Genomic DNA, 20,434 nt, shown 5'->3' on the forward strand with positions numbered 1-20,434 from the left:
CGGGGTGGGGGGAAACGGGGTAGGGACGCCGCTTTCGGAAAAAGGCCGGTGACAGATTTCGGGGGCACCGGTGTTCCCCTGGCCAACCGGGAGGCGCGCGCGGTGTCCGTCGATGTGGAGGCCTATTACCGACGCTATGGCCCCCAGGTGCTCCGGCGCTGCCGCTTCCTGCTGCGCGACGAGGAACAGGCCGTGGACGCCATGCATGACGTGTTCGTTCAACTGCTGCGCTACCAGGCCGCCCTGAAGGACGCGGGGCCCTCCAGCCTGCTGCACCAGATCGCCACCCGCGTGTGCCTCAACCGCCTTCGCGGCGCGAAGCGGCGCCCCGAGGACCGCGACGACGAGCTGGTGCTGCGTATCGCCGCGTCCGGCGACACCGAGGCGCGCACCGCCGCCCGGGGCCTGCTGGACCGCCTCTTCGGCCGCGTCCCCGCGTCCAGCCGCGACATCGCCGTGCTCCACCTGGTGGACGGCATGACGCTGGAGGAGACCGCCCGCGAGGTGGGCCTGTCCGTGTCCGGAGTGCGCAAGCGCCTCCGGGCCCTGTCCGCTGTCCTGCAGGAGCTGGAGGCCGCATGACGTCCCCCCACCGCACCCCGGACTGGCTGCTGGAGCGAATCGCCCTGGGCGAGCTGCCCCCGGACGAGCTCGCCGCCGCCCGCGACCGCCTGTCCCGCGAACCCGACGGCCCCGCGCGCCTCGCTGCCCTGGAGGCCGACTCGCGCACCACCCTGGAGGCCCTGCCCCCCGACCGCGTCGCCCGCGAGGTGAAGGCCCGCGTCGCCCGCGCCGGCCCCCCCGCCGCGCCCCGCGCCGAGGCCCCACCGTCGCGCCCTTCCTGGCGCTTCCTGCCCGCCCTGGTGCCGGTGCTCGCCGCCGCGACCCTCTTCGTCCTCGTCCGGCCGGGGGCGTCGTCCCAGGAGCAGGAGGCGCGCGACCCGTGGTCGGCGACGGGGACCGGAGGCACCCCCGGCGTCCTGGAGCCCACGCGCAGCAAGGGGCTCCAGCCCCGGCTCGACGTGCACCGCCAGGCCGCCACCCGCACCGAGCGCCTCACCGACGGCGCCCCCGCCCAGGCCGGTGACGTGGTGCAGCTCTCCTACACGGCCGCCGGCCACGCCCACGGCGTCATCCTCTCCGTGGACGGCCGGGGCGCCGTCACCCCGCACCTGCCCGACATGGGCGACACGTCCGCGCCCCTGGAGCGCGGCGGCACGCACCTGCTGCCCCGCGCCTACGAACTGGACGACGCCCCGGGCTTCGAGCGCTTCTTCCTCATCACCGCCGACGCCCCCTTCGAACTGGAGGGCGTGATGGCCGCCGCGCGCGTCCTGGCCACCTCCCCCGAGGCGCGCACCGCGCCGCTGACCCTGCCCCCGGGCCTGGGCCAGACGTCCTTCCTGCTGGAGAAGCCCTCCCCATGAGAGCGCTCGTCATCCTCCTGTTCGCGCTGGGCGCGGCCACCTCCGCCCACGCCGCGGAAGCCTCCGCCGTGCGCCGGCTGGCCCTGTTCGTGGGCGTCAACGACGGCGGCCCGGAGCGCGTGCGGCTGCGCTACGCGGAGACCGACGCGAAGGCCTTCGCCCTGGTGCTGTCGGAGCTGGGCGGCGTGCTGCCCCAGGACCGCGTGCTCCTCATGGACGTGGACCGCGCGGGGGTGCTCGCGGGCTTCGACCGGGTGCGCAAGCTCGCGGAAGGCGTCCGCGCTTCAGGGGCCCGCCGCGTGGAGGTGCTGCTGTACTACTCCGGCCACTCGGACGACGAGGGGCTGCTGCTCAAGGGCCAGCGGCTGGACTACGGCGAGCTGCGCCGCTCGCTGGAGGGGTTGCCCGCGGACGTGAGGATCGCGGTGCTGGACTCGTGCGCGTCCGGCGCGTTCGCGCGCAAGAAGGGCGGCGTCGCGCGGCCCGCGTTCCTGGTGGACTCCGGCATCCAGGTGAAGGGCCACGCCATCCTCACCTCGTCCAGCGCGGACGAGGCGTCGCAGGAGTCGGACCGGCTGGGCGGTTCGTTCTTCACGCACCACCTGCTGTCCGGCCTGCGCGGCGCCGCGGACGTCACGCACGACGGCCGCGTCACCCTCACGGAGGCCTACCAGTTCGCCTTCCACGAAACGCTCGCGCGCACGGAGCGCACGCAGGGCGGCGCGCAGCACCCCAACTACGACATCGAGCTGGCCGGCACCGGCGACCTGGTGATGACCGACCTGCGCGCCACCACCGCGGGCCTGGTCCTCACCGAGCCGCTGGAGGGCCGCCTGTACGTGCGCGACGCGGTGGGCACGCTGGTGGTGGAGGTGCAGAAGGTGTCCGGCCGCGCCACCGAGCTGGGCCTGGCCCCCGGCGCCTACCGCGCCCGGCGCGAGTGGGACGGCGGCGTGTCCGAGGCGGCCTTCACGCTGAAGGAGGGCGCGCGCACGCCGCTTTCGCCCGGTGACTTCCTGGGCGTGGGCCACGAGGCCACCGTGATGCGCGGCGGCGGTGGGGGCGGCCCGGCGCTGTCCCCACAGGGCCGTCAGCTGCTGCCGGTGAACCTGAGCCTCGTGCCGAGCATGAGCACCAACACGCTGAGGGCGGGCCGGGCGCAGGTGGAGAACCGCTTCGCGCTGGGCGTCGTCAACGGCGGCACCGCGCTGGGCGGCGGGCTGGCGCTGGGCCTGGCGGGCAACGTGTACGACGCGGAGGTGTCCGGCCTGGCCATGGCGCTGGGCTTCAACACGTCCGGCGCGGACGTGGCTGGCGCGCAGCTGTCGCTCGTCACCAACGTGGCGGGCGGCGCGGTGCGGGGCGCCCAGGGGACGCTGGGGCTCAACGTGGCCAACGGGGACGTGGACGGCGTGGGGCAGCTGGCCCTGGGCGCGAACGTGGCGCGCGGCGCGCTGGGCGGCGTGCAGGCGGCGCTGGGCGCCAACGTCACCACGGCGGACGCCACCGGAGTGCAGCTGTCACTGGGTGTCAATCACGCGAACGGCACCATGAAGGGCGTGCAGTTCACGCTGGGCATCAACTCCGTGGCGACGGCCGCGCGGGGCATCCAGGGGTCGGTGCTGCTCAACCGCGCCCCGTCCCTCACCGGCATGCAGCTGGGGTTGATCAACGTGGGCGGTGACGTGTCCGGCATGCAGCTGGGGCTCATCAACGTCGCGGACACGGTGCACGGCATGCAGCTGGGGCTCGTGAACGTCTCCGACGAGGTGCACGGCGCGCCGGTGGGCCTGGTCTCCTACGAGAAGAAGGGCCAGCTGCACCTGGAGGTGTTCGGCAGCGACGTGCAGCTCACCAACCTGGCGCTGAAGTTCGGCGGCAGGCACTTCTACACGACGCTGCTCGCGGGGATTGGACCGGACGACCGCGTCCAGCGCTTCAGCCTGGGCCTGGGCCTGGGCGGGCACATCCCGCTGGGCTCGCGCTTCTGGGCGGACGTGGACGTCGCGGGCAGCCAGGTGCTGTCCACGCGCGATCCGTTCTCCGGCGGGTCCAACACCCTGCTCACGCAGGCGCGGCTCATGCTGGGCTTCCAGGTGATGCCGAGGCTGGCCGTGTTCGCCGGCCCCACCTACAACGTGGCCTTCACGTGGGGCGAGCCGGAGTTCGCGAAGCTGACCACGCTGCCGGTGCGCTCGCACGCCATCGACGCGGACACGCGCATGCAGCGCTGGCCCGGCTTCCAGGTGGGCGTGCGGCTCTGAGCGACAGCCGGGACCGGCTCAGGAGTCGGTCCCGGCGCGCAAGCAGCTCAACCGACGACGCGGGTGGCGCGCAGGACGATGGCGTCGCCCGCGGGGCCGGCCTTGAGCCGCTTGTCCAGCGAGCCCTCCAGCTTGAGGCCGGGGCCGCCCTTGGCGGCGCGCTGCAGGAGCTCGCCCATCTTCGCGTCGTCCCCGCCAGTGACGGCGCTCAGGTCGATTTCGTGGAGGGACTGGAGCTTCTTGTCCGGCGCGTCCGCGCTGAAAAGGTCGTAGTGGTCGCAGGGCGGCGCGAAGCAGCGCTTCCCGTTGTCCTTGACGATGTAGACGGTGCTGGTGGTCATGGTGGCGTCTCCGGGTGAGGGGGTGGGGGCGGCCGTGCCGGGTTCGTTGGCGGCGCCCGCGGGGGCGTCCACCTCCGTCCGCTTCAGGTCGGTGGGGGCCGCCGCGCCGGACACGTCACCGGACGGCTGCGCGGGGGGAGAGGACGGCGTGCTGCACGCCACCGGGCCGAGCACGAGCACGGCGGACAGGATCAGGGAGCGGGCGTTCATGGCGACTCCGGAAGGAGGACGGGGTGTCCTCCTTCAACGCGGGAGGGACACGACCGGGTCCACTCTGCCCGGCCGCGCGCTCGCCGGCCAGGGTGCCAGGGGCGATTTTGCTCCATGTCCTACATGGGCCGGAGCCCGTCGAGAAAGGGGTGCCAAGACGGTGCCTGTTCGTTGTACACCCGCGCCCCAAGAGATCGGCCTCCGGGGCCGTGACCTGTAAGGACGCCCACGATGGAATTCCGCATCGCCGCCGACGAGCTGAAGAAGGCCCTCTACCGCGCCCAGGGCATCGTGGAGCGCAAGACGACGATGCCCATCCTCGCCAACGTGCTGCTCACGGCGAACAAGGGCAGCATCACGGTCACGGCCTTCGACCTGGACATCGGCATCGTGTCCGAGCACGCCGCGGACGTGGCCAAGCCGGGCGCCGTCACGCTGAGCGCGAAGTACGTCTTCGACATCGTGCAGAACCTCCCGGACGCGGAGGTCACGCTCAAGAAGCTGGCGAACAACTACGTCGACATCTCCTCCGGCTCCGCGCACTTCAAGATCGTCGGCATGGCCGCCGAGGAGTACCCGAAGCTGCCCAAGGAGGAGAGCGCGCCGCTGGTGCAGATCTCCGGCAACGTCCTTCTTGAGATGATCAAGAAGACCCAGTTCGCCATCTCCAGCGACGAGACGCGCTACATCCTCAACGGCGTCTTCTTCGAGCCCCAGTCCAGCGGCAAGGTCCGCATGGTGGCCACGGACGGCCACCGGCTGTCGCTCATCGAGCGGGAGATGTCCGGCGACTTCAAGCTCAAGAGCGGCGTCATCATCCCGCGCAAGGGCCTGATGGAGTTGAAGCGCCTCCTGGACGAAGCCCCGGACGCGGAGTGCCACCTGGGGTTCGCGGAGAACTCGGCGCTGTTCAAGAAGCCGGGCCTCACCATGGTGATGCGCCTCATCGACGGGCAGTTCCCGGAGTACCAGCGCGTCATCCCCAAGGAGGGCGAGAAGGTCGTCCTCGTCCCGAAGGTGCGCCTGCTGGAGGGCCTCAAGCGCATCGCGCTGCTGTCCGCGGACAAGAGCAACGCCATCCGCATCGGGCTGGAGAAGGGCAAGCTGCTCATCACCGCCAGCAACCCGGACCTGGGTGAAGCGCGCGACGCGCTGGACGTGGACTACAAGGGCAACGACATCACCATCGGCTTCAACGCCCGCTACCTGATGGACGTGCTGGGCGTGACGGACACGGACGAGGTCAGCTTCGAGCTGGGCGACGAGCACAGCCCGGGCGTGCTGCACGGCCCCGGCGACCGCAGCTTCACCGCCGTGGTCATGCCCATGCGCGTCTGAGCCGGGCTGGCGTCCACCTTCCCACGTCGGGAGGGGGGCAGCGTTCCAAGCCTGACGCTCCGCGCCAAGGGGAGGCCTGCGCCCGGCGCGGCGGCTCCTTATGATGGGGGCGTGGCCACCCGTCCGGATGATCTGAAAGCGCGGCTGGAGGACCGAGCGGACCTCCTGGAGGCCACGCGCCTGCGCTACCGCACGCTCAAGGGCGTGCTGGAGTCCTTCTTCTGGAAGGACCGGACGCGCAACCACTTCGAGCTGCTGCGGGAGGTGGCCGCGGCCCAGCCGGAGGTGGACGCGACGCTGGCCGCGCTGCGACGCCGCGTGGAGGCGGAGGGCTGGCCGCGAGACGCGGCGCCCGTCCGGCTGATGCACGAGGTGGAGCGCCTGCGCGAGGCGGTGGAGCGCGCGGCGGAGCGGCGGCTGGCCTCGGCGTCGGATGACGAAGCGGCGGACGTGCCCGCGACGCTGGGGGCGCGGCTGTTGCGCCTGGAGACGGAGGTGCTGGACGCGGCGCCGTTCCTGGGCGGGCGTGTCTGGGCCCAGGCGGTGGAGCTGTTGCCGCGCAACCTGCCGGAGCTGCGCGCCGCGTGCGCCGCGGGCGAGGTGTTCGAGCGCGTGTTCAAGCGCCCGGTGACGGAAGGGGCGCCGGCGTTCTCCGACGACGAGGCGCGGGAGCTGGCGCGGGCGCTGCCGCTGGGGGCCGCCGCGCTGGTGGCGCTGTGGGAGCGGCTGGAGCGCTACGACAGCCGGGGGAGGGTGAAGGACTTCCTCCAGCGGCGCATGCGCCGTGCGCCGACGCGGGTGGCGCGCAGCGGGCCGGAGCTGCTGTTGCACGCGGCCTTCTGGCACGACGTGGCGAGGGTTCGCGTGCGAGCGGTGCTGGAGGCGGAGCTGGCGCCGGTGGTTCCGCGCGAGCTGGAGCTGCCCGCGCTGTTGTCCTGGCGGGCCGCGCTGTCGGAGGACCCGGCGCTGCGGCTGTCCGCGCGGAGCGTCTTCACGGAAGGGCGCGCGGGGCTGGTGGAGACAGCGGCGGCGCTGGCGGCCCTGTCGCGCGAGCGGCCCCGGGGCGCGTGGAGTGAAGAGGTCGCGTGGGCGCGGCTGGAGCAGGCCGCGCAGCGAGCGCGCACGGAGGAGGGGCCGGAGGCGGAGGCCCTGCGGGACGCCCTGCGCCTCTTCGTGATGCTGAGAGGCCAGGCGCGCACGCCCGCGCGGCTGTTCTCACCGGAGCACGCGAAGCCCGCGAGCGGAGACGTGGCGCGCAACGGGGACCTGGTCGCGCTGGTGCAGGCGGCGCGTCACGCGGCGCTGCGGCAGGGTGGCTGAAGACAGACGCCGGTTTGGGGTGATTGGAAGGCTTCTGTTAGGTTGACAGGGCCGTCTCCTTTTCCGGTTGTCACCCCGCCCATGACCCAGCCTGTTCCTCCGCCTGCCTCCGAAGAGGCATCGCTGCAGTTCGACCGCGCCGAGTTCACCGAAGCCCCCTCGGCGACGAAGTGCTCCTTCTGCCAGCGCGCCATCCGGAGCGTCTACTTCGAGGCGAACCAGCGCCTGCTGTGTCCCGAGTGCCGCGAGCAGGTGGAGTCGGCGATGACGGGCGGCTCGAAGTCGAAGCGCTTCGTGATGGCGTCGGTGTTTGGCTTTGGCGCGGCCATCGCGGGGGCGCTCGTGTATTGGGTGGTGGGCCTGACGGGCTATAACATCGGCCTCATCGCCATCCTGGTGGGGTGGATGGTGGGCACCGCCGTGTTCAAGGGCTCGGAGTCACGCGGCGGCTGGGTCTACCAGGCGCTCGCGGTGGGGCTGACGTACTTCGCGGTGGCGGGCTCGCTCGCGCCGGATGTCTACAAGGAGATCGAGGCGCCGCCTCCAGCCGAGGCCGAAGCCGCTGTGGATGCGGCCGAGCCGCCGTCCCCGGGGCGCAACCTGGTCGTCGCGGGCGTGGTCACCGTGGCGGCGCCGGTGCTCGTTGGCATCAACAGCCCCATCTCCGGGCTCATCTACGGCTTCGCCCTGTTCGAGGCGTGGCGCCGCACGAAGCGGACGGTGTTGAACATCGCGGGCCCGTTCAAGCTGCAGGAGGCACCCGCGCAGGGTGAGGCGGCGCCGGCGGAGCAGGAGCAGGCCGTTGGCTGAGGCGCTCGCGGTTTCGCTCCTCGCGCAGCGCTGTGAGGGGTGTGGTTCGGAGCTGGCGCCCCGGCTGCTCACGTGTCCGTCATGCCGGAAGCTGGTGCACGGCAAGCGGCTGACGCAGCTGGCGGCGGACGCGCAGGCGGCGTCGGAGCGGGGCGCGCCGCTGGAGGCGCTGGCGCTGTGGCGCGAGGCTTTGGACTTGTTGCCGCCGGGCTCGGCGCAGCATGCGCAGGTGACGGCGCGGGTGACGGCGCTGAGCCAGCAGGCGGACGCGCAGGGCCTGGCGGTGCCGCTGGCGGAGGCGGAGCGCAAGCGCTCGGGGATGCCGAAGGTGTTGGCCAGCATGGGCGCGGTGGGCCTGATGCTGTGGAAGTTCAAGTTCGTGCTGGCGCTGCTCCTGGGCAAGGGGAAGCTGCTGCTGCTCGGGCTCACGCAGGCGAGCACGCTGTTCTCCATGCTGTTCGCGGTGAGCGTCTACTGGACGATGTGGGGCTGGAGCTTCGCGCTGGGGCTGGTGGCGTGCATCTACGTGCACGAGATGGGGCACGTGGCGTCGCTGCGCCGGCAGGGCATGAAGGCGGATGCGCCCATGTTCATCCCGGGGTTGGGTGCGTTCGTGCGCCTGAAGCAGGTGCCGGTGGATGAGCGCGAGGACGCGCGCGTGGGGCTCGCGGGGCCCATCTGGGGCAGCGCCGCGGCGGTGGTGGTGTTGGTCGCGGCGGTGCTCACGGGATGGAAGGCATTGGGCGCCATCGCGCACGCGGCGGCGTGGCTGAACCTGTTCAACCTGGTGCCGCTGTGGCAGCTGGACGGTTCGCGAGGGTTCCGGGCCCTGGCGCGCAAGCAGCGGTGGCTGGCGGTGGCCGTGCTGGGCGCGACGTGGTTCCTCACGGGAGAGAACCTGCTCCTGCTCATCGGAGGTGTGGCGGTGTTCCGCGCCCTGCTCACGCCCGCGTCGGAGAAGGGCGACCTGCGCACGCTGGTGGAGTACAGCGCGCTGGTGGTGGGACTGGCTGCACTGGGCTGGGCCGCGCGGCACTGGACGGGGGCGACGGCGGCGCTGTGAAAAACGCCTCCACCCGGGAATCCACGCGCCCCGGCCAGGACCGATGGGTGCCGTTGTAGTTCCTGAGAGTGACGTCGAAGGGGCCGGAGGTAATTCCCGGGGTCTCCATCGTTTCCCTTACAGAGGGAGGCTCCGACAATGCTCACCGTGGCCCAGGCGTTCGAGCGGTTCATGCAGGACTTGCGGTTGCGCGAGGGGGAAGCGCGCGAGGCTACGCGTCAGCAGGAGTTCGTTTTCAATGCGATGCGCCGTCGCCTGGGGCCGAAGGAATCCATCCTGTCGGGGTCGTATGGTCGGAATACAGCCATCCGTCCCCTCCATGACATCGACCTCTTCCTCGTCTTCTCGGACGAGGCCGGTATTTGACAGCGGCTGCCGAACGAACAAGCGCAACGGTTGTTCATGGAGCAGGGATTGCTCCTGTTGGTGCTGAACGATGGGTTGCGATTCGTCCTCAGAAGGCCCCGAACCTCTTCGGACACAAGCCCTGAAGAGAGGCTCCTCTATGTAAAACCCTTCGAGGAGAACCCTGCGGGCTTGGGATGGACGTTGAGCAGGTCGCGCTGCTCACCGCGCGGATGACATTGCAGACGCTCGGAGAGCGGATCGAAGGCGGGCTCGACTACCCGAAGGCCCACGGCGATCACCTGATCTGGTCCAATCACGGCAAGTGGTCCGAAAGTGAAACTGCACAGGTTTTCGCCTTCCGTGCCGCTTCCCTCCGGTCCAGGTCGTCAAGTCAGCCCGCCCTGATACTCCCTGCTTCGCATGGCCGTGCGGAGGCTTCACGGAAGGTGAGGGGATTGTCCATGAGCGGAAGGTGGGGCGTGGCGCTGTGTCTCCTGGCGTGGGCATGGCCCGACCGAGTGGTCGCACGGGAACAAGCCCCGGATGCGACCGCCAGCGAACTTTCCTCCATCTTTCGTCACGCCTCTCAGTCCGCGAGCAGCACTCCTCACCTTCAGGCCCTGGAACTGGAACCGCCCAGCGCAGTGGAGGACTGGCACCTCCTGACCCGGCTCGAGGTGTCGACCCTTGCCCTGCTGCCTCGCGGAGGCAGCGGAACACGCGAGGGTTTCGTCCAGGTCGCTCCCACGCTGATGCTGGATGGTGGCGCGGAGTTCGCCGTCAACCTGGGTGCGCCGGTGAGGCTGCGCCTGTGGGACGGCAAGCGGAACGCAGGCGCCTTCCGCCAGGAGGACTGGGACAGCCCGTCGGACTGGGGGCAGGTGGTTCGAGCCCTCAAACTGGGGTCAAACAAAGCCCCTTGGGCGCTGTGGATGGGAGCGCTGGAGAGCTACAGCCTGCTGTCCGGGCACCTGGTGCGGCGTTACTCCAACCGCATCAACCCCGACTACCACCCGGCGGGAGGCTTCTTCACGGGGACCCTCGGCCCGCTCTACGGGGAAGTCTTCGCCTCGGACGTCCTTGGCGCGCGGCTCTTCGGAGCGGAAGCCGAGGTGGACCTGGAGCACATCCTCTTCGGCCAGCCAGCCCAAGCCGGACGGTACACGCTGGCCGTATCCGCCGTACACGAGGGTGGCAAGGGGGAGGGGACCTCGCCTCAGGTCACGCTGGCTCACCTGGATGGGACCGCGGTGGTGTGGACGCGTCCGGGCTTCGAACTGCACCTGCTGGCCGGCTGGGGAGGCCATCCTGGAACGGGTGGCGCCTGGGGCGCGGTGGCTGGAGTGGGGGCGGACGCGGAGACAACCAGGTTGAACGTGCGGCTGCGCCTGGAGGCGCGGCGGCAGCACGGAGGTTTCCGCCAAGGGGCCTTCGGCCCGGACTACGAGCTGGCGCGCTTTCGCGCGGTGGGCACCTCCGAGCAGCCCCTGGCGGAGGCGTCTTTTCCGGAGGGTGCGTCTGTTTACGCTGAAGCCGATGTGGGCTGGGACGCGGAGCGGTTGGTGGGGAGGACGCAGCGGCACCTGACCCTCTCCTGGGCGGTAGAGGTCTTCGCCTGGGGACGCGTGGACACGGACGGACGCCTCGCCCTCCAGCTCTTCGAGCGGAACCTGGAAGTCGCCGTGAGCGTGCTGGGAATGGGCCTGGGACGGCAAGGGGCCCGCTACCTCGTGTCCGGAGACCTGCGCTGGCGCTTCGCGGGGAGACTGTACGCGCTGGGGCAAGGAGGAACGCTGTTGTTTCCGGAGGCGGACGGAGCGCTGCGTCCGGGCGCCTACGCGTCTCTGGGCGTGGGGGTGGACAATGCGCGCTGAAGTGCTGCTGTTGAGCACGGTCCTGCTCCTCACGGGCTGTGCTGCCGGGCACCGCGGCATCCTGAAGCAGGGCTCGGCAGCAGCCCTCGAGCCGAGCGGGACCTCACGGCTGCGACGACATCACGTCGAGCGCTCCCTGGACACGGAGGTCGCGCGAAGCGCACGGGCCCAGGTCGCCGAGCGGGCCTTCATCCCCGACCCCCCGGAGGCAGATGCCTTCGAGCACCTGCTGGTGCTCGCGGGGCTGGACCCCTGGGACGAACTGCCCCTGCGTGCATCCGCGCTGACGCCGACGCAGGCCGCGCGATTGTTGTCGGTATTGCTGAAGAAGCCCGTGACCCTGGGCAACTTCCCGCCTCGCATGGGTGCGAGCCTGCTGCTGCGCGAGGTGCTGGAGGGTGACAGCGTGTCGCGGGAGGAACTCCTGCGCCGGATGACCCGGCTCGAACGGCTCGCGGTGTTGAGGCCTGACGGCTGTCTCGCGTGGGTCATCAACGGACGCACGCAGCAGCGCGTAGGGCCGGTGGAGTGGAAGGACGGGGCCTTCGTTGCGTTGGGCTTCGAGTTGGGGCGCTTCTACGTCGACACCGGTGGCGTGTTCCGACCGACGGATGCGCGGCTCCATCCCGTGTTCAATGGGTTCGTCGTGGAGGTGTACGACGACGCGGACATCCTCAGCCGGTCGCTGGATGGCGCCGCGGACGCGTTCTTCGAGCTGGCCATGTCCATCGGGAAGTTCTTCACCTCCCCAACGGACAGCCTCCTGGCACTTCAACATCTGCCAGAGGGCATCGCCGCCCTCGTCGCTTCCTCTCCCGAGTACCTGGAGCGCTTCGCCTCCATGCCGCGAGGAGAGCAGGTGAGGACTGTCGCGAAGCTGTTGACGACGCTCTACGCGGGAGGCGGTATCGCCAAGGGCTCTACTGTCGCCCTGACCACGGCGACGGGAGGAGTAGAAGCCATGCTCCCCATGCTGTCCCTCACCGGCGATGGGGCTCTGGTGGTGGAACGCGTCGCTGTGCCCGTGGGGCGGATGGCCACTGCGGTCGGAGCAGGCGTAGGCGGACTCTACGTCCTGTCGGGCTCCAGCGCCGCCACGAGTGGCGGTGCTCCCGGTATCGCGTCCGACGTGGCGGGAAGTTACCGGAACGTGGAGATTGTCGATTCCCGCGGAAACCCGCTGGGAGAGTTCGATGAGATCCAACCCGGAATGTTCATCGAGGACAAGTCGGCCAGGAACCTGGATGTCCTCCATCCCAGAACGGGACAGCCCATGCAGACCGCCGAGCAATGGGCCGCGAAACAGATCTACGAGAAGACGACGGTTCGGATCAGGAACCTCATGACACAGGCCAGCGCCACGCGCCCTGCCGTTGGAGGAACTCCCAAGGTGCCTCCGCTTTCGGAACTGAAGAAGTATCGAAGCATCCTCTTCAGGATTGAAGACGGGAGTCCTGCGCTGAGAGAAGTCGTGTCGAAGCAGCTCGCACGCCTGACGCAGGAAAACCCGGGCTGGTCCTTCACCGCGACGTATGGTCCGTGAGCGGGTTCGCCCAAGGAACTGGAATGTCGATCTCCATCCTCATGAAGCAGCTTCCGGAAAGCGTGACGAGCGAGGAGCTGGTTCCACTGGCGACCGAGGAGGTCTTCCGCCGGTATTGGGTTCCCGGCTGTGAGGCTCTTGGGCTGCGGTGGGTGCCCCTGTTCAGGACGGGCGTACCCCTCCAGAAGGAAGACCTCGGTCCGGTGCTCACGGAGCTGCGCGCGCTTCGTCAGTGGATGGAGGAGCAGCCAGGCGAGGGCACAGTCGCCGTGAGGCCCAGGCTGGACGCGGCACTGACGATTCTTGAGCGCGCCGCTGCCCTGCCAGAGGCGGATATCTTCATCGGGTAGTGGGACGCCTGTAGTACGAAGCACTCCCCCTTCACGGTGACGCTGTGCGCCTCCTCTCGCTCCAGGTCCAGGACTTCCGCAACCTCCCGACGGTGCAGCTCGCACCCAGCCCTCACGCGACCATCGCCGTGGGCCAGAACGGGCAGGGGAAGACCAACCTCCTGGAGGCGCTCTACTTCCTCGCCACCCTCAAGCCCCTGCGCGCCGGCCGCCTCTCGGAGCTCGTGCGCTGGGGCGCCTCCGCCGCCCGCGTCACCGGCCGCTTCCTCCTCAAGGGCGCCGAGCGTGAAATCTCCGTCGAGGTTGGCGGCGGCACCCGCCAGGCCCTCGTGGACGGCAAGAAGGCCTCCAGCCTGGAGGACTACTTCGGCGGGGTCTCCGTCGTCGCCTTCACCCCCGACGACCTGGAGGTCATCAAGGGCGGCCCCGACGCGCGCCGTGCCTTCCTCGACCGCGCCGTGTTCAACCGCTTCCCCGCCTTCCTCAAGGAAAGCCGCGAGTACGCCCGGGCCCTCAAGAACCGCAACCGCCTGCTCCGCGACGGCGCCACCGTCGACGCCGCGTACCTCGACGCGTACGACGAGACCCTCGCCCGCTCGGGCGCCCGCCTCTACGCCCGCCGCCGCGCGCTGATGGCCGAGCTCGCGCCCCGCGCCCAGGCCACCTTCGCGTCCATCGGCCGCACCGCCGACCCCGCCGTCTACGGCTACCACCCCGCGCACCTCGGCGCCGACTTCGCCCATGCCGACGAGGCCGCCCTCGCTACCGCCCTGCGCGAGGCCCTCTCCGCGCGTCTGAGACGCGACCTGGACCGCGGCTTCACCTCCGTGGGCCCGCATGTGGACGATGTCTCCGTGACGCTGGGGGGCCGCAGCGCGCGCGCCTACGCGAGCCAGGGCCAGCAGCGCGCCCTGGTGCTGGGATGGAAGATCGCGGAGATTGAAAACCTGGAGGCCTCCATGGGCTTCCTCCCCCTGCTGCTCCTGGATGACGTCTCCAGCGAGCTGGACCCCGAGCGCAATGCCTACCTCATGGGCTACCTGGCCCGGAGCGGCGCGCAGGTCTTCCTCACCACCACCGACGCGGGGCTCGTGCGAGCCGCCGCCGCCAGTGACACCCTGTGGCTCACCGTCCACGCGGGACAGGTGGCCACCGAACAAACCCCGGCATAACCCGGGTCAGTGCACCCGCCGCCGCTGCCAGGGCCAGTGCACCGGTCCCCGGCGCGCGTGGTGGTGCGGCAACTCCTGCCGCGTCACGTGCCCGAAGTACTCGAAGCGGAACTCCGCCCAGAGCATCCCGAAGGCCACCGCGAACAGGAACACCGCCAGCGTCAGCCACCACACGGTGCCCGTCGCCAGCGCGGCGATGAACAACACCCCCAGCACCGCCGCCACCCCCAGCGACAGGTCCCGCAGGCGCTTCGACTCGCTGAACGCCATCCCCATCGCCAGCATGGAGATCGCCAGCAGCGGCCACGCCAGCCAGTACGCGGTGCGCGCGTACAGGCTGGCAATCGACAAGAGGAACAGCCCGAATCCGAATATCGCCAGTCCGCCGTCCATCGAATCCTCCTCGGGAGAATCCCCCGGCTCCCGGCTGAACATGCGCCTTCCCCATGTGCGCATGCAGCCCGCCTTCCCCAGTCCGACCGGGGACACGGCGGGAGAGCGGCCCCCGGCGCATGGCTCGGAATACACGGCCTTCGCCCCCGGTCTCCTTCGTGTTCCCACGACCGCGTGCGCACGAGATGTCCGGGGACCTGACAGGGCGTCGGGCCCTCGTCCGGCGCGCGTCCGTGAGTCGACGTTCGCTCCGTCGAAGTTCTTGCGGACCCGCCGGGCGTGCACCATGACGAGCACCCCGTCCCACCGGGCCTCTCCGGTACGAACGAAATGGTGCCATGTCGCGCTTGCTGCTGACGCTCGTGCTGTCCGCCCTCCTCGCGGGGTGCCACCGCGCGACGTTCGAGGACTCGGTGCTCCAGAAGTCCGACGTGAAGTACCGCGTCGGCCCGCTGTCCAACGACGTCTGGGAGCGCCGCGGCTTCGACGACAACGACCTGGCCTTCGTGGAGCGGGGCGACACCGGCCGCGTCATCGCCACCAACTCCACCTGCCGGGACCACGACGACCCGTCCCTCCAGGTCCTCACGAAGCACCTGCTCATGGGCTTCACCGAGCGCCAGGACCTGGGCCAGCGCAGCTTCACCCTGGACGGCCGTGAGGCCCTGCGAAGCCGCTACGTCGCGAAGCTCGACGGCGTGCCCATCCAGCTGGAGCTGGTGGTCCTCAAGAAGGACAACTGCGTCTTCGACTTCAGCTACGTCGCCCCGGTGGGCACCGCCGACCAGCGCATGGCGGACTTCGAGAGCCTCTTCCAAGGCTTCCACGCGGAGCGCCAGCGATGATGCCCGAAGCGAAGCTCTTTGCCGGCGGCGGCCCCAGCCTCAAGGAGCGCCTGCGCGAGCGCATGGAGTCCCTGGGCGCCCTGTCCGTCATGACGGGCCAGGTGTTCAGCCGCGCCGTGCGCCCGCCCTATGACTGGGCCGGGCTCGTCTTCCACACCGAGTCCCTGGGCGTGCGCTCGCTGCCCATCGCGCTGCTCACCGCGACGTTCGCGGGGCTCGTCATCTCATTGCAGTTCGGCTACTTCCTCGCCCGCTTCGGCGTGCAGTACACCGTGGGCCGCGTCGTCATCCTCACGCTGTTCCGGGAGCTGGCCCCCGTGCTCACCGCGCTCACCGTGGGCGCGCGCATCGGGTCCGGCATCGCCGCGGAATTGGGCTCCATGACCGTGACGGAGCAGGTGGACGCCATCCGCGCGCTGGGCGCGGATCCGTTGCGCAAGCTGGTGGTGCCGCGCGTGTTCGCGTGCCTCATCGTGATGCCGGTGCTCACCGTGTTCTCGGACGTGGTGGGCCTGGTGGGCGGCGCGCTGGTGGTGAAGTCCCAGTACGGCATCTCCCTGGACCAGTTCTTCCAGGGCGCGCTGGACGCGGTGCTGATGGGCGACTTCGTCTCCGGCGTCATCAAGGGCGCCGTGTTCGGGCTCATCATCGGCCTGGTGGGGTGCTTCAAGGGGCTGGCGGTGGAGGGCGGCACGGAGGGCGTGGGCCGCGCCACCACGCAGACGGTGGCCATCACCTCCGTCACCGTGTGCCTGGCGGACTTCTTCATCACGAAAATCACGCTCTACTTCTGAAGCCGCACGCCCCCATGCGCAAGGCCCGCTCCGCTCACGCAGACCCCGCTGTCCCGTTCCGCTTCCGCAAGCCCACGCCGGGCGAGGAGCTCATCCGCTTCGACGGCCTCATGAAGCAGTTCGGCCCCAAGCGCATCTACGACGGCGTGGACCTGGACGTGCGCGCCGGGGAGACGCTGGTGGTGCTGGGCGGCTCCGGCGTGGGCAAGAGCGTGCTGCTCAAGTGCCTCATCGGCCTGCTGCACCCGGACGGCGGCAGCATCCTGTTCGAAGGCTACGACCTGGCGAAGTTCTCCGAGGCGCAGTTCCTGGAGGTCCGCAAGCACGTGGCCATGGTGTTCCAGGGCGCGGCGCTGTTCGACTCGCTCAGCGTGGCGGACAACGTGGCGTACCCGTTGCGCGAACACTTCCCCACCATGTCCCGCGCCGAAATCCAGAAGCGCGTGGCGGAGAAGCTGGAGCTGGTGGATCTGCCCAACACGGAGAAGCTGATGCCGTCGGACCTGTCTGGCGGCATGCGCAAGCGCGTGGGCCTGGCGCGCGCCATCGCCACGGAGCCGGAGGTCATCCTCTGGGACGAGCCGACGACGGGCCTGGACCCCGTCACCACGCAGACCATCAACGAGTTGATTGAGTCGATGCAGCAGCGCCTGGGCGCCACGTCCATCGTCGTCACGCACGACATGGTGAGCGCCTTCGTGCTGGCGGACCGGATGGCCATGCTGGCCAACCGGAAGATCGTCCAGGTGGGCACCCCGGAGGAGATGCGCCGCTCCCAGGTGCCGGAGGTGCGCGCCTTCATCGACGCGCGCCGCCTGGAGCTGAACCCCCGGGGAACACCATGAGTCTCTTCACCTCGACCTCGAAGGAAAAGCGCCTGGCCGTGCGGGCGGGCCTCTTCGTCGCCATCGGCCTCGCGGTGGCCGGCGTCGTCGTCTTCTTCATCGGCCGTGAGTCCAACCTCTTCCAGCGCCAGGTCCTCTTCCGCGCCTACTTCGCGAGCGTGGACGGCCTGAGCGACCAGTCCCCCGTGTGGATTGGCGGCCTGAAGGTGGGCCGCGTGAACAGCGTGTCCTTCTCCCAGGACCTGAAGGACAGCCGCCTGCAGGTGGAGTTCCAGGTGGCCAGCGCCTACGCGGACCGCGTCCGCGCGGACTCCGTGGCCCGGCTTACCAGCATGGGCGTGCTGGGCGACAAGGCGGTGGACATCTCCCTGGGCAGCGCGGACCAGCCGCCCGTGGCGCCCGGCGGCGTCGTGAAGTCCAGCAGCGGCGGGGACCTGTCCAAGCTGATGAGCAGCGCCAGCCGCGTCATGGATAACTCCGTCGAAATCAGCGAGTCCCTCAAGGACGCCGTGAAGGCGTACTCGAACCCGGACCTGACGCGGGACCTGGCCAAGAGCGTCGCCTCGCTGCGCTCCATCATGGAGGAGGTGGAGAAGGGCAACGGCGCCCTGCACGCCCTCATCTACGACCCGCGCACCGGCCAGGAGGTGAACACGCTGCTCGTCAACGCGTCCGGCGCCGCGAAGCGCATGGACGGGGCCCTGAGCCACGTGGAGGCCATCCTGGGCGAGGTGCGCCGGGGCGACGGCACCGCGCACGCGCTCATCTACGGCCAGGACGGCGCGGTCGCCATGCGCGAGCTGGGGGCGGCCGCCGGCCAGCTGGCGGGCCTGCTGGAGGACGCGAAGAAGAGCCCCAACGGCGCCGTGCACCAGCTCATCTATGGCGACGCGAAGGGCATGTTCGCGGACCTGGGCAGCGCCGCCGCGGACATCAAGACCATCACCGCCACCGTGGCCAAGGGCGACGGCACCCTGGGCGCGCTCGTCAACGACCCCACCGTCTACGACGACCTGCGCGAGGTGCTGGGCAACGTGAAGCGCAACCGCATCCTCCGCGCGCTGGTGCGCTTCTCCGTGAGCAACCACGAGTCCCTGGACCAGGTGGGAGCCCCGCAGACGGCCCCCACCCCGCTCACGCCCGCCGCGGACGCGGGCGCCCCCGCCACCCCGGCCTCCGCGCCTGCCACGCCTTCCTCAACGCCCTGAGCCAACGCCCCGGGCCATCCGGCCGCGTCAGGAAGGCCGGGGTGCGAAACGCCTCCTGGGTCAAAGACAGACCCCCATGTTTCACGCGGCGAGACACCGTGTGAGCCCATACGGTTTCGCAGTGTTTCCAAGACTGTCTGTGTATTGACTTGGATGGGTTTGAAGGCGTATTCCCCGCTCCCCCTGCTTTTCAAGGAGTCGGGAAACAATGCTTCGTCACGTCGCGCAGCGCAGTGGCCGTGTCGCGGTGGTCCTTGGCACGCTGATGTCCCTGGCGGGCTGCAGCAGCAACGCCCCGGCTCCCGAGGAGCAGGCGCCCCAGACTCCGGCGGAGGAGACCGCCACCCAGCAGGCCATCCCGCACCGCGGCTGCGCCACCATCGAGCCGTCGGCCGATGAGAAGCTGGAGATTGAAGCCGCGATCGCGGGCCGCGTTCAGGCCAAGCGCGCGGTGGGCTCCGTGAACGTGCCCGTGTACTTCCACGTCATCAACAACGGCACCAGCGTCTCCAGCGGCAACATCCCGGACTCGCAGATCACCAGCCAGATGAACGTGCTGAACGCGGCGTACGCGAACACGCCGTTCCGGTTCACGCTGGCGGGCACGGACCGCACCACGAACAGCACCTGGTTCAACCTGGCCCAGGGCAGCAGCGCCGAGCGCTCCATGAAGACCACCCTGCGCAAGGGCGGCAAGGAGTCGCTGAACATCTACACGGCGAACCTGTCCGGCGGTCTGCTCGGCTGGGCGACCTTCCCCTCCAGCTACACCAGCAGCCCGTCCATGGACGGCGTGGTCATCCTCTTCAGCAGCGTGCCCGGCGGCACCGCGTCCCCGTACAACCTGGGCGACACGGGCACGCACGAGGTCGGTCACTGGGTGGGCCTGTACCACACGTTCCAGGGCGGCTGCGCCAGCCCGGGTGACTCCGTCAGCGACACGCCCCCGGAGGCGTCGCCCGCGTACGGCTGCCCCGCCGGCCGTGACACCTGCTCCGGCGGTGGCGCGGACCCCATCTACAACTTCATGGACTACAGCGACGACAGCTGCATGAACACGTTCACCGCCGGCCAGAGCGCCCGCGCGGACAGCCTGACCGCGACGTACCGCTAAAAAGAGCGGAGCGGCCGTGGCCGATGTGACGACGCCGGGGTCCCCAAACAGGGGGCTCCGGCGTTTTCCATTTCCTGGATGAAACACGGACAGGCCGTATCCCGGCCTGTGACGCTTGGTTTGTCTTCAACGGGTTTCGCCGGGAATTCAATTTTACCGCACCCGTTGACTAGAACTGTTTCGTACGTGTATTGGTGTCTCCCCCACTTTTCTAGGAGTTGGGAAACAATGCTTCGTTTCGTCGCGCAGCGCAGTGGCCGTGTCGCGGTGGTCCTTGGCACCCTGATGTCCCTGGCGGGCTGCAGCAGCAGCGCCCCGGCTCCCGAGGAGCAGGCTCCGGCGGAGGAGACCGCCACCCAGCAGGCGGTGCCGCACCGTGGCTGTGCGACGGTCGAGCTGACCGCCGATGAGAAGCTCGAGGTTGACGCGGCGATCGCGGCCCGCGGCGTGAGCGCCAAGCGCGCGGTGGGCTCGGTGAGCGTGCCCGTGTACTTCCACGTCATCAACCAGGGCTCGGGCATCGCCAACGGCGACATCCCGGACTCGCAGATCACCGCGCAGATGAACGTGCTGAACGCGGCGTACTCCAACACCCCGTTCAAGTTCACGCTGGCCGGCACGGACCGCACCACGAACAGCACCTGGTACAACCTGCGCAGCGGCTCCGCGGCGGAGAAGAAGATGAAGTCCGCCCTGCGCAAGGGCACCGCCGCCGCGCTGAACATCTACACGGCGAACCTGTCCGGCGGTCTGCTGGGCTGGGCGACGTTCCCCTCCAGCTACACCAGCCAGCCCTCCATGGACGGCGTGGTCATCCTCTACAGCAGCGTCCCCGGCGGCACCGCGGCCCCCTACAACGAGGGTGACACGGGCACGCACGAGGTCGGTCACTGGCTGGGCCTGTACCACACGTTCCAGGGCGGTTGTAACAACCCGGGCGACTCCGTCAGCGACACGCCTCCGGAGGCCTCCGCCGCGTTCGGCTGCCCCGCCGGTCGTGACACCTGCTCCGGTGGCGGCGCGGACCCCATCTACAACTTCATGGACTACACCGACGACAACTGCATGAACACGTTCACCGCCGGCCAGGTGGCCCGCGCGGACAGCGTGACCGCGACGTACCGCTAGTCAGCGTCTTCGCTTCCTGAAGTGTCCGACGCCGGAGTCCCTTCTGC

Annotated in this window: 20 protein-coding genes; 18 read left to right on the top strand and 2 right to left on the bottom strand. The window is 70.0% G+C overall.

From position 1 onward, the window contains the following. Nucleotides 1–102 precede the first annotated feature (102 nt). The 3 genes from AABA78_RS08630 to AABA78_RS08640 are packed head-to-tail and all read left to right on the top strand — an operon-like array spanning nt 103 to nt 3,691. Nucleotides 103–582 carry an RNA polymerase sigma factor gene (locus tag AABA78_RS08630; protein WP_120565395.1) on the top strand — a complete coding sequence of 160 codons (480 nt, stop codon included), beginning with the start codon at nt 103–105 and terminating at the stop codon, nt 580–582. Further along, nucleotides 579–1,427 carry an ActD-like protein gene (locus AABA78_RS08635; RefSeq protein WP_338262498.1) on the top strand — a complete coding sequence of 283 codons (849 nt, stop codon included), beginning with the start codon at nt 579–581 and terminating at the stop codon, nt 1,425–1,427. The genes AABA78_RS08630 and AABA78_RS08635 overlap by 4 nt, the downstream gene beginning before the upstream one ends. Continuing rightward, entirely contained in the window at nt 1,424–3,691 is a 2,268-nt protein-coding gene (locus AABA78_RS08640) for a caspase family protein (RefSeq protein WP_338262499.1), read from the top strand. Before AABA78_RS08635 ends, AABA78_RS08640 begins: the two co-directional genes overlap by 4 nt. A gap of 47 nt (nt 3,692–3,738) precedes the next feature. On the opposite strand, the gene AABA78_RS08645 is transcribed toward AABA78_RS08640, so the two are convergent. After that, a complete protein-coding gene (locus AABA78_RS08645; protein WP_338262500.1) occupies nt 3,739–4,242 on the bottom strand; it encodes a hypothetical protein in 504 nt (167 codons plus the stop codon). 231 nt (nt 4,243–4,473) lie between these two features. On the opposite strand from AABA78_RS08645, the gene dnaN reads away from it, so the two are divergent. The 9 genes from dnaN (at nt 4,474) to recF (ending at nt 14,060) form a co-directional block, all read left to right on the top strand. Further along, on the top strand, nt 4,474–5,580 hold the full coding sequence (gene dnaN, locus AABA78_RS08650) for a DNA polymerase III subunit beta (RefSeq protein ID WP_338262501.1): 1,107 nt from the start codon (nt 4,474–4,476) through the stop codon (nt 5,578–5,580). A gap of 111 nt (nt 5,581–5,691) precedes the next feature. Beyond that, nucleotides 5,692–6,900 (top strand): ATP-binding protein, encoded by a 1,209-nt coding sequence (locus tag AABA78_RS08655; RefSeq protein ID WP_338262502.1) that lies wholly within the window; start codon nt 5,692–5,694, stop codon nt 6,898–6,900. A gap of 81 nt (nt 6,901–6,981) precedes the next feature. Next, the gene (locus AABA78_RS08660; protein ID WP_338262503.1) at nt 6,982–7,710 is read left to right on the top strand and encodes an RING finger protein; all 729 of its coding nucleotides are present in this window, start codon (nt 6,982–6,984) and stop codon (nt 7,708–7,710) included. Beyond that, the gene (locus AABA78_RS08665; protein ID WP_338262504.1) at nt 7,703–8,773 is read left to right on the top strand and encodes a site-2 protease family protein; all 1,071 of its coding nucleotides are present in this window, start codon (nt 7,703–7,705) and stop codon (nt 8,771–8,773) included. Before AABA78_RS08660 ends, AABA78_RS08665 begins: the two co-directional genes overlap by 8 nt. 138 nt (nt 8,774–8,911) lie before the next feature. Continuing rightward, nucleotides 8,912–9,139 (top strand): SMODS domain-containing nucleotidyltransferase, encoded by a 228-nt coding sequence (locus AABA78_RS08670; RefSeq protein WP_338262505.1) that lies wholly within the window; start codon nt 8,912–8,914, stop codon nt 9,137–9,139. A gap of 443 nt (nt 9,140–9,582) precedes the next feature. After that, complete coding sequence (locus AABA78_RS08675; RefSeq protein ID WP_338262506.1) at nt 9,583–10,995, top strand: hypothetical protein; 1,413 nt, start codon at nt 9,583–9,585, stop codon at nt 10,993–10,995. Then, nucleotides 10,985–12,538 (top strand): hypothetical protein, encoded by a 1,554-nt coding sequence (locus AABA78_RS08680; protein ID WP_338262507.1) that lies wholly within the window; start codon nt 10,985–10,987, stop codon nt 12,536–12,538. Before AABA78_RS08675 ends, AABA78_RS08680 begins: the two co-directional genes overlap by 11 nt. 23 nt (nt 12,539–12,561) lie before the next feature. Then, nucleotides 12,562–12,888, top strand: a complete 327-nt coding sequence (locus AABA78_RS08685) for a hypothetical protein (protein WP_338262508.1) — start codon at nt 12,562–12,564, stop codon at nt 12,886–12,888. Nucleotides 12,889–12,932: 44 nt separating this feature from the next. After that, the gene (recF, locus tag AABA78_RS08690) at nt 12,933–14,060 is read left to right on the top strand and encodes a DNA replication/repair protein RecF (RefSeq protein WP_338262509.1); all 1,128 of its coding nucleotides are present in this window, start codon (nt 12,933–12,935) and stop codon (nt 14,058–14,060) included. A gap of 6 nt (nt 14,061–14,066) precedes the next feature. On the opposite strand, the gene AABA78_RS08695 is transcribed toward recF, so the two are convergent. Further along, nucleotides 14,067–14,453 (bottom strand): hypothetical protein, encoded by a 387-nt coding sequence (locus AABA78_RS08695; protein WP_338262510.1) that lies wholly within the window; start codon nt 14,451–14,453, stop codon nt 14,067–14,069. A 338-nt stretch (nt 14,454–14,791) separates the two neighbouring features. Here AABA78_RS08695 and AABA78_RS08700 point away from each other — a divergent pair, with 338 nt between their 5' ends. The 6 genes from AABA78_RS08700 to AABA78_RS08725 all read left to right on the top strand — a co-directional run bounded on the left by AABA78_RS08700 (nt 14,792) and on the right by AABA78_RS08725 (nt 20,387). Then, nucleotides 14,792–15,298 carry a hypothetical protein gene (locus tag AABA78_RS08700; protein ID WP_338262511.1) on the top strand — a complete coding sequence of 169 codons (507 nt, stop codon included), beginning with the start codon at nt 14,792–14,794 and terminating at the stop codon, nt 15,296–15,298. Further along, nucleotides 15,295–16,092 carry an MlaE family ABC transporter permease gene (locus AABA78_RS08705; RefSeq protein WP_338262512.1) on the top strand — a complete coding sequence of 266 codons (798 nt, stop codon included), beginning with the start codon at nt 15,295–15,297 and terminating at the stop codon, nt 16,090–16,092. The genes AABA78_RS08700 and AABA78_RS08705 overlap by 4 nt, the downstream gene beginning before the upstream one ends. 14 nt (nt 16,093–16,106) lie before the next feature. Beyond that, entirely contained in the window at nt 16,107–16,937 is an 831-nt protein-coding gene (locus AABA78_RS08710) for an ABC transporter ATP-binding protein (protein ID WP_338262513.1), read from the top strand. Continuing rightward, nucleotides 16,934–18,145 carry an MlaD family protein gene (locus tag AABA78_RS08715; protein WP_338262514.1) on the top strand — a complete coding sequence of 404 codons (1,212 nt, stop codon included), beginning with the start codon at nt 16,934–16,936 and terminating at the stop codon, nt 18,143–18,145. The genes AABA78_RS08710 and AABA78_RS08715 overlap by 4 nt, the downstream gene beginning before the upstream one ends. A gap of 208 nt (nt 18,146–18,353) precedes the next feature. Beyond that, a complete protein-coding gene (locus AABA78_RS08720) occupies nt 18,354–19,259 on the top strand; it encodes a zinc metalloprotease (RefSeq protein ID WP_338262515.1) in 906 nt (301 codons plus the stop codon). A gap of 228 nt (nt 19,260–19,487) precedes the next feature. After that, complete coding sequence (locus AABA78_RS08725) at nt 19,488–20,387, top strand: zinc metalloprotease (RefSeq protein WP_338262516.1); 900 nt, start codon at nt 19,488–19,490, stop codon at nt 20,385–20,387. The last annotated feature ends 47 nt before the right edge of the window (nt 20,388–20,434 follow it).

Origin of the sequence: Corallococcus caeni (assembly GCF_036245865.1) — a bacterium.
In the GTDB taxonomy this organism is placed as follows: domain Bacteria; phylum Myxococcota; class Myxococcia; order Myxococcales; family Myxococcaceae; genus Corallococcus; species Corallococcus caeni.

Coding starts and splice junctions, on each gene's coding strand:
- AABA78_RS08635 (WP_338262498.1), top strand. CDS start 579: ATGACGTCCCCCCACCGCACCCCGGACTGGCTGCTGGAGCGAATCGCC.
- AABA78_RS08640 (WP_338262499.1), top strand. CDS start 1,424: ATGAGAGCGCTCGTCATCCTCCTGTTCGCGCTGGGCGCGGCCACCTCC.
- AABA78_RS08645 (WP_338262500.1), bottom strand. CDS start 4,242: ATGAACGCCCGCTCCCTGATCCTGTCCGCCGTGCTCGTGCTCGGCCCG.
- dnaN (WP_338262501.1), top strand. CDS start 4,474: ATGGAATTCCGCATCGCCGCCGACGAGCTGAAGAAGGCCCTCTACCGC.
- AABA78_RS08660 (WP_338262503.1), top strand. CDS start 6,982: ATGACCCAGCCTGTTCCTCCGCCTGCCTCCGAAGAGGCATCGCTGCAG.
- AABA78_RS08670 (WP_338262505.1), top strand. CDS start 8,912: ATGCTCACCGTGGCCCAGGCGTTCGAGCGGTTCATGCAGGACTTGCGG.
- AABA78_RS08675 (WP_338262506.1), top strand. CDS start 9,583: ATGAGCGGAAGGTGGGGCGTGGCGCTGTGTCTCCTGGCGTGGGCATGG.
- AABA78_RS08680 (WP_338262507.1), top strand. CDS start 10,985: ATGCGCGCTGAAGTGCTGCTGTTGAGCACGGTCCTGCTCCTCACGGGC.
- AABA78_RS08685 (WP_338262508.1), top strand. CDS start 12,562: ATGTCGATCTCCATCCTCATGAAGCAGCTTCCGGAAAGCGTGACGAGC.
- AABA78_RS08695 (WP_338262510.1), bottom strand. CDS start 14,453: ATGGACGGCGGACTGGCGATATTCGGATTCGGGCTGTTCCTCTTGTCG.
- AABA78_RS08700 (WP_338262511.1), top strand. CDS start 14,792: ATGTCGCGCTTGCTGCTGACGCTCGTGCTGTCCGCCCTCCTCGCGGGG.
- AABA78_RS08705 (WP_338262512.1), top strand. CDS start 15,295: ATGATGCCCGAAGCGAAGCTCTTTGCCGGCGGCGGCCCCAGCCTCAAG.
- AABA78_RS08710 (WP_338262513.1), top strand. CDS start 16,107: ATGCGCAAGGCCCGCTCCGCTCACGCAGACCCCGCTGTCCCGTTCCGC.
- AABA78_RS08715 (WP_338262514.1), top strand. CDS start 16,934: ATGAGTCTCTTCACCTCGACCTCGAAGGAAAAGCGCCTGGCCGTGCGG.
- AABA78_RS08720 (WP_338262515.1), top strand. CDS start 18,354: ATGCTTCGTCACGTCGCGCAGCGCAGTGGCCGTGTCGCGGTGGTCCTT.
- AABA78_RS08725 (WP_338262516.1), top strand. CDS start 19,488: ATGCTTCGTTTCGTCGCGCAGCGCAGTGGCCGTGTCGCGGTGGTCCTT.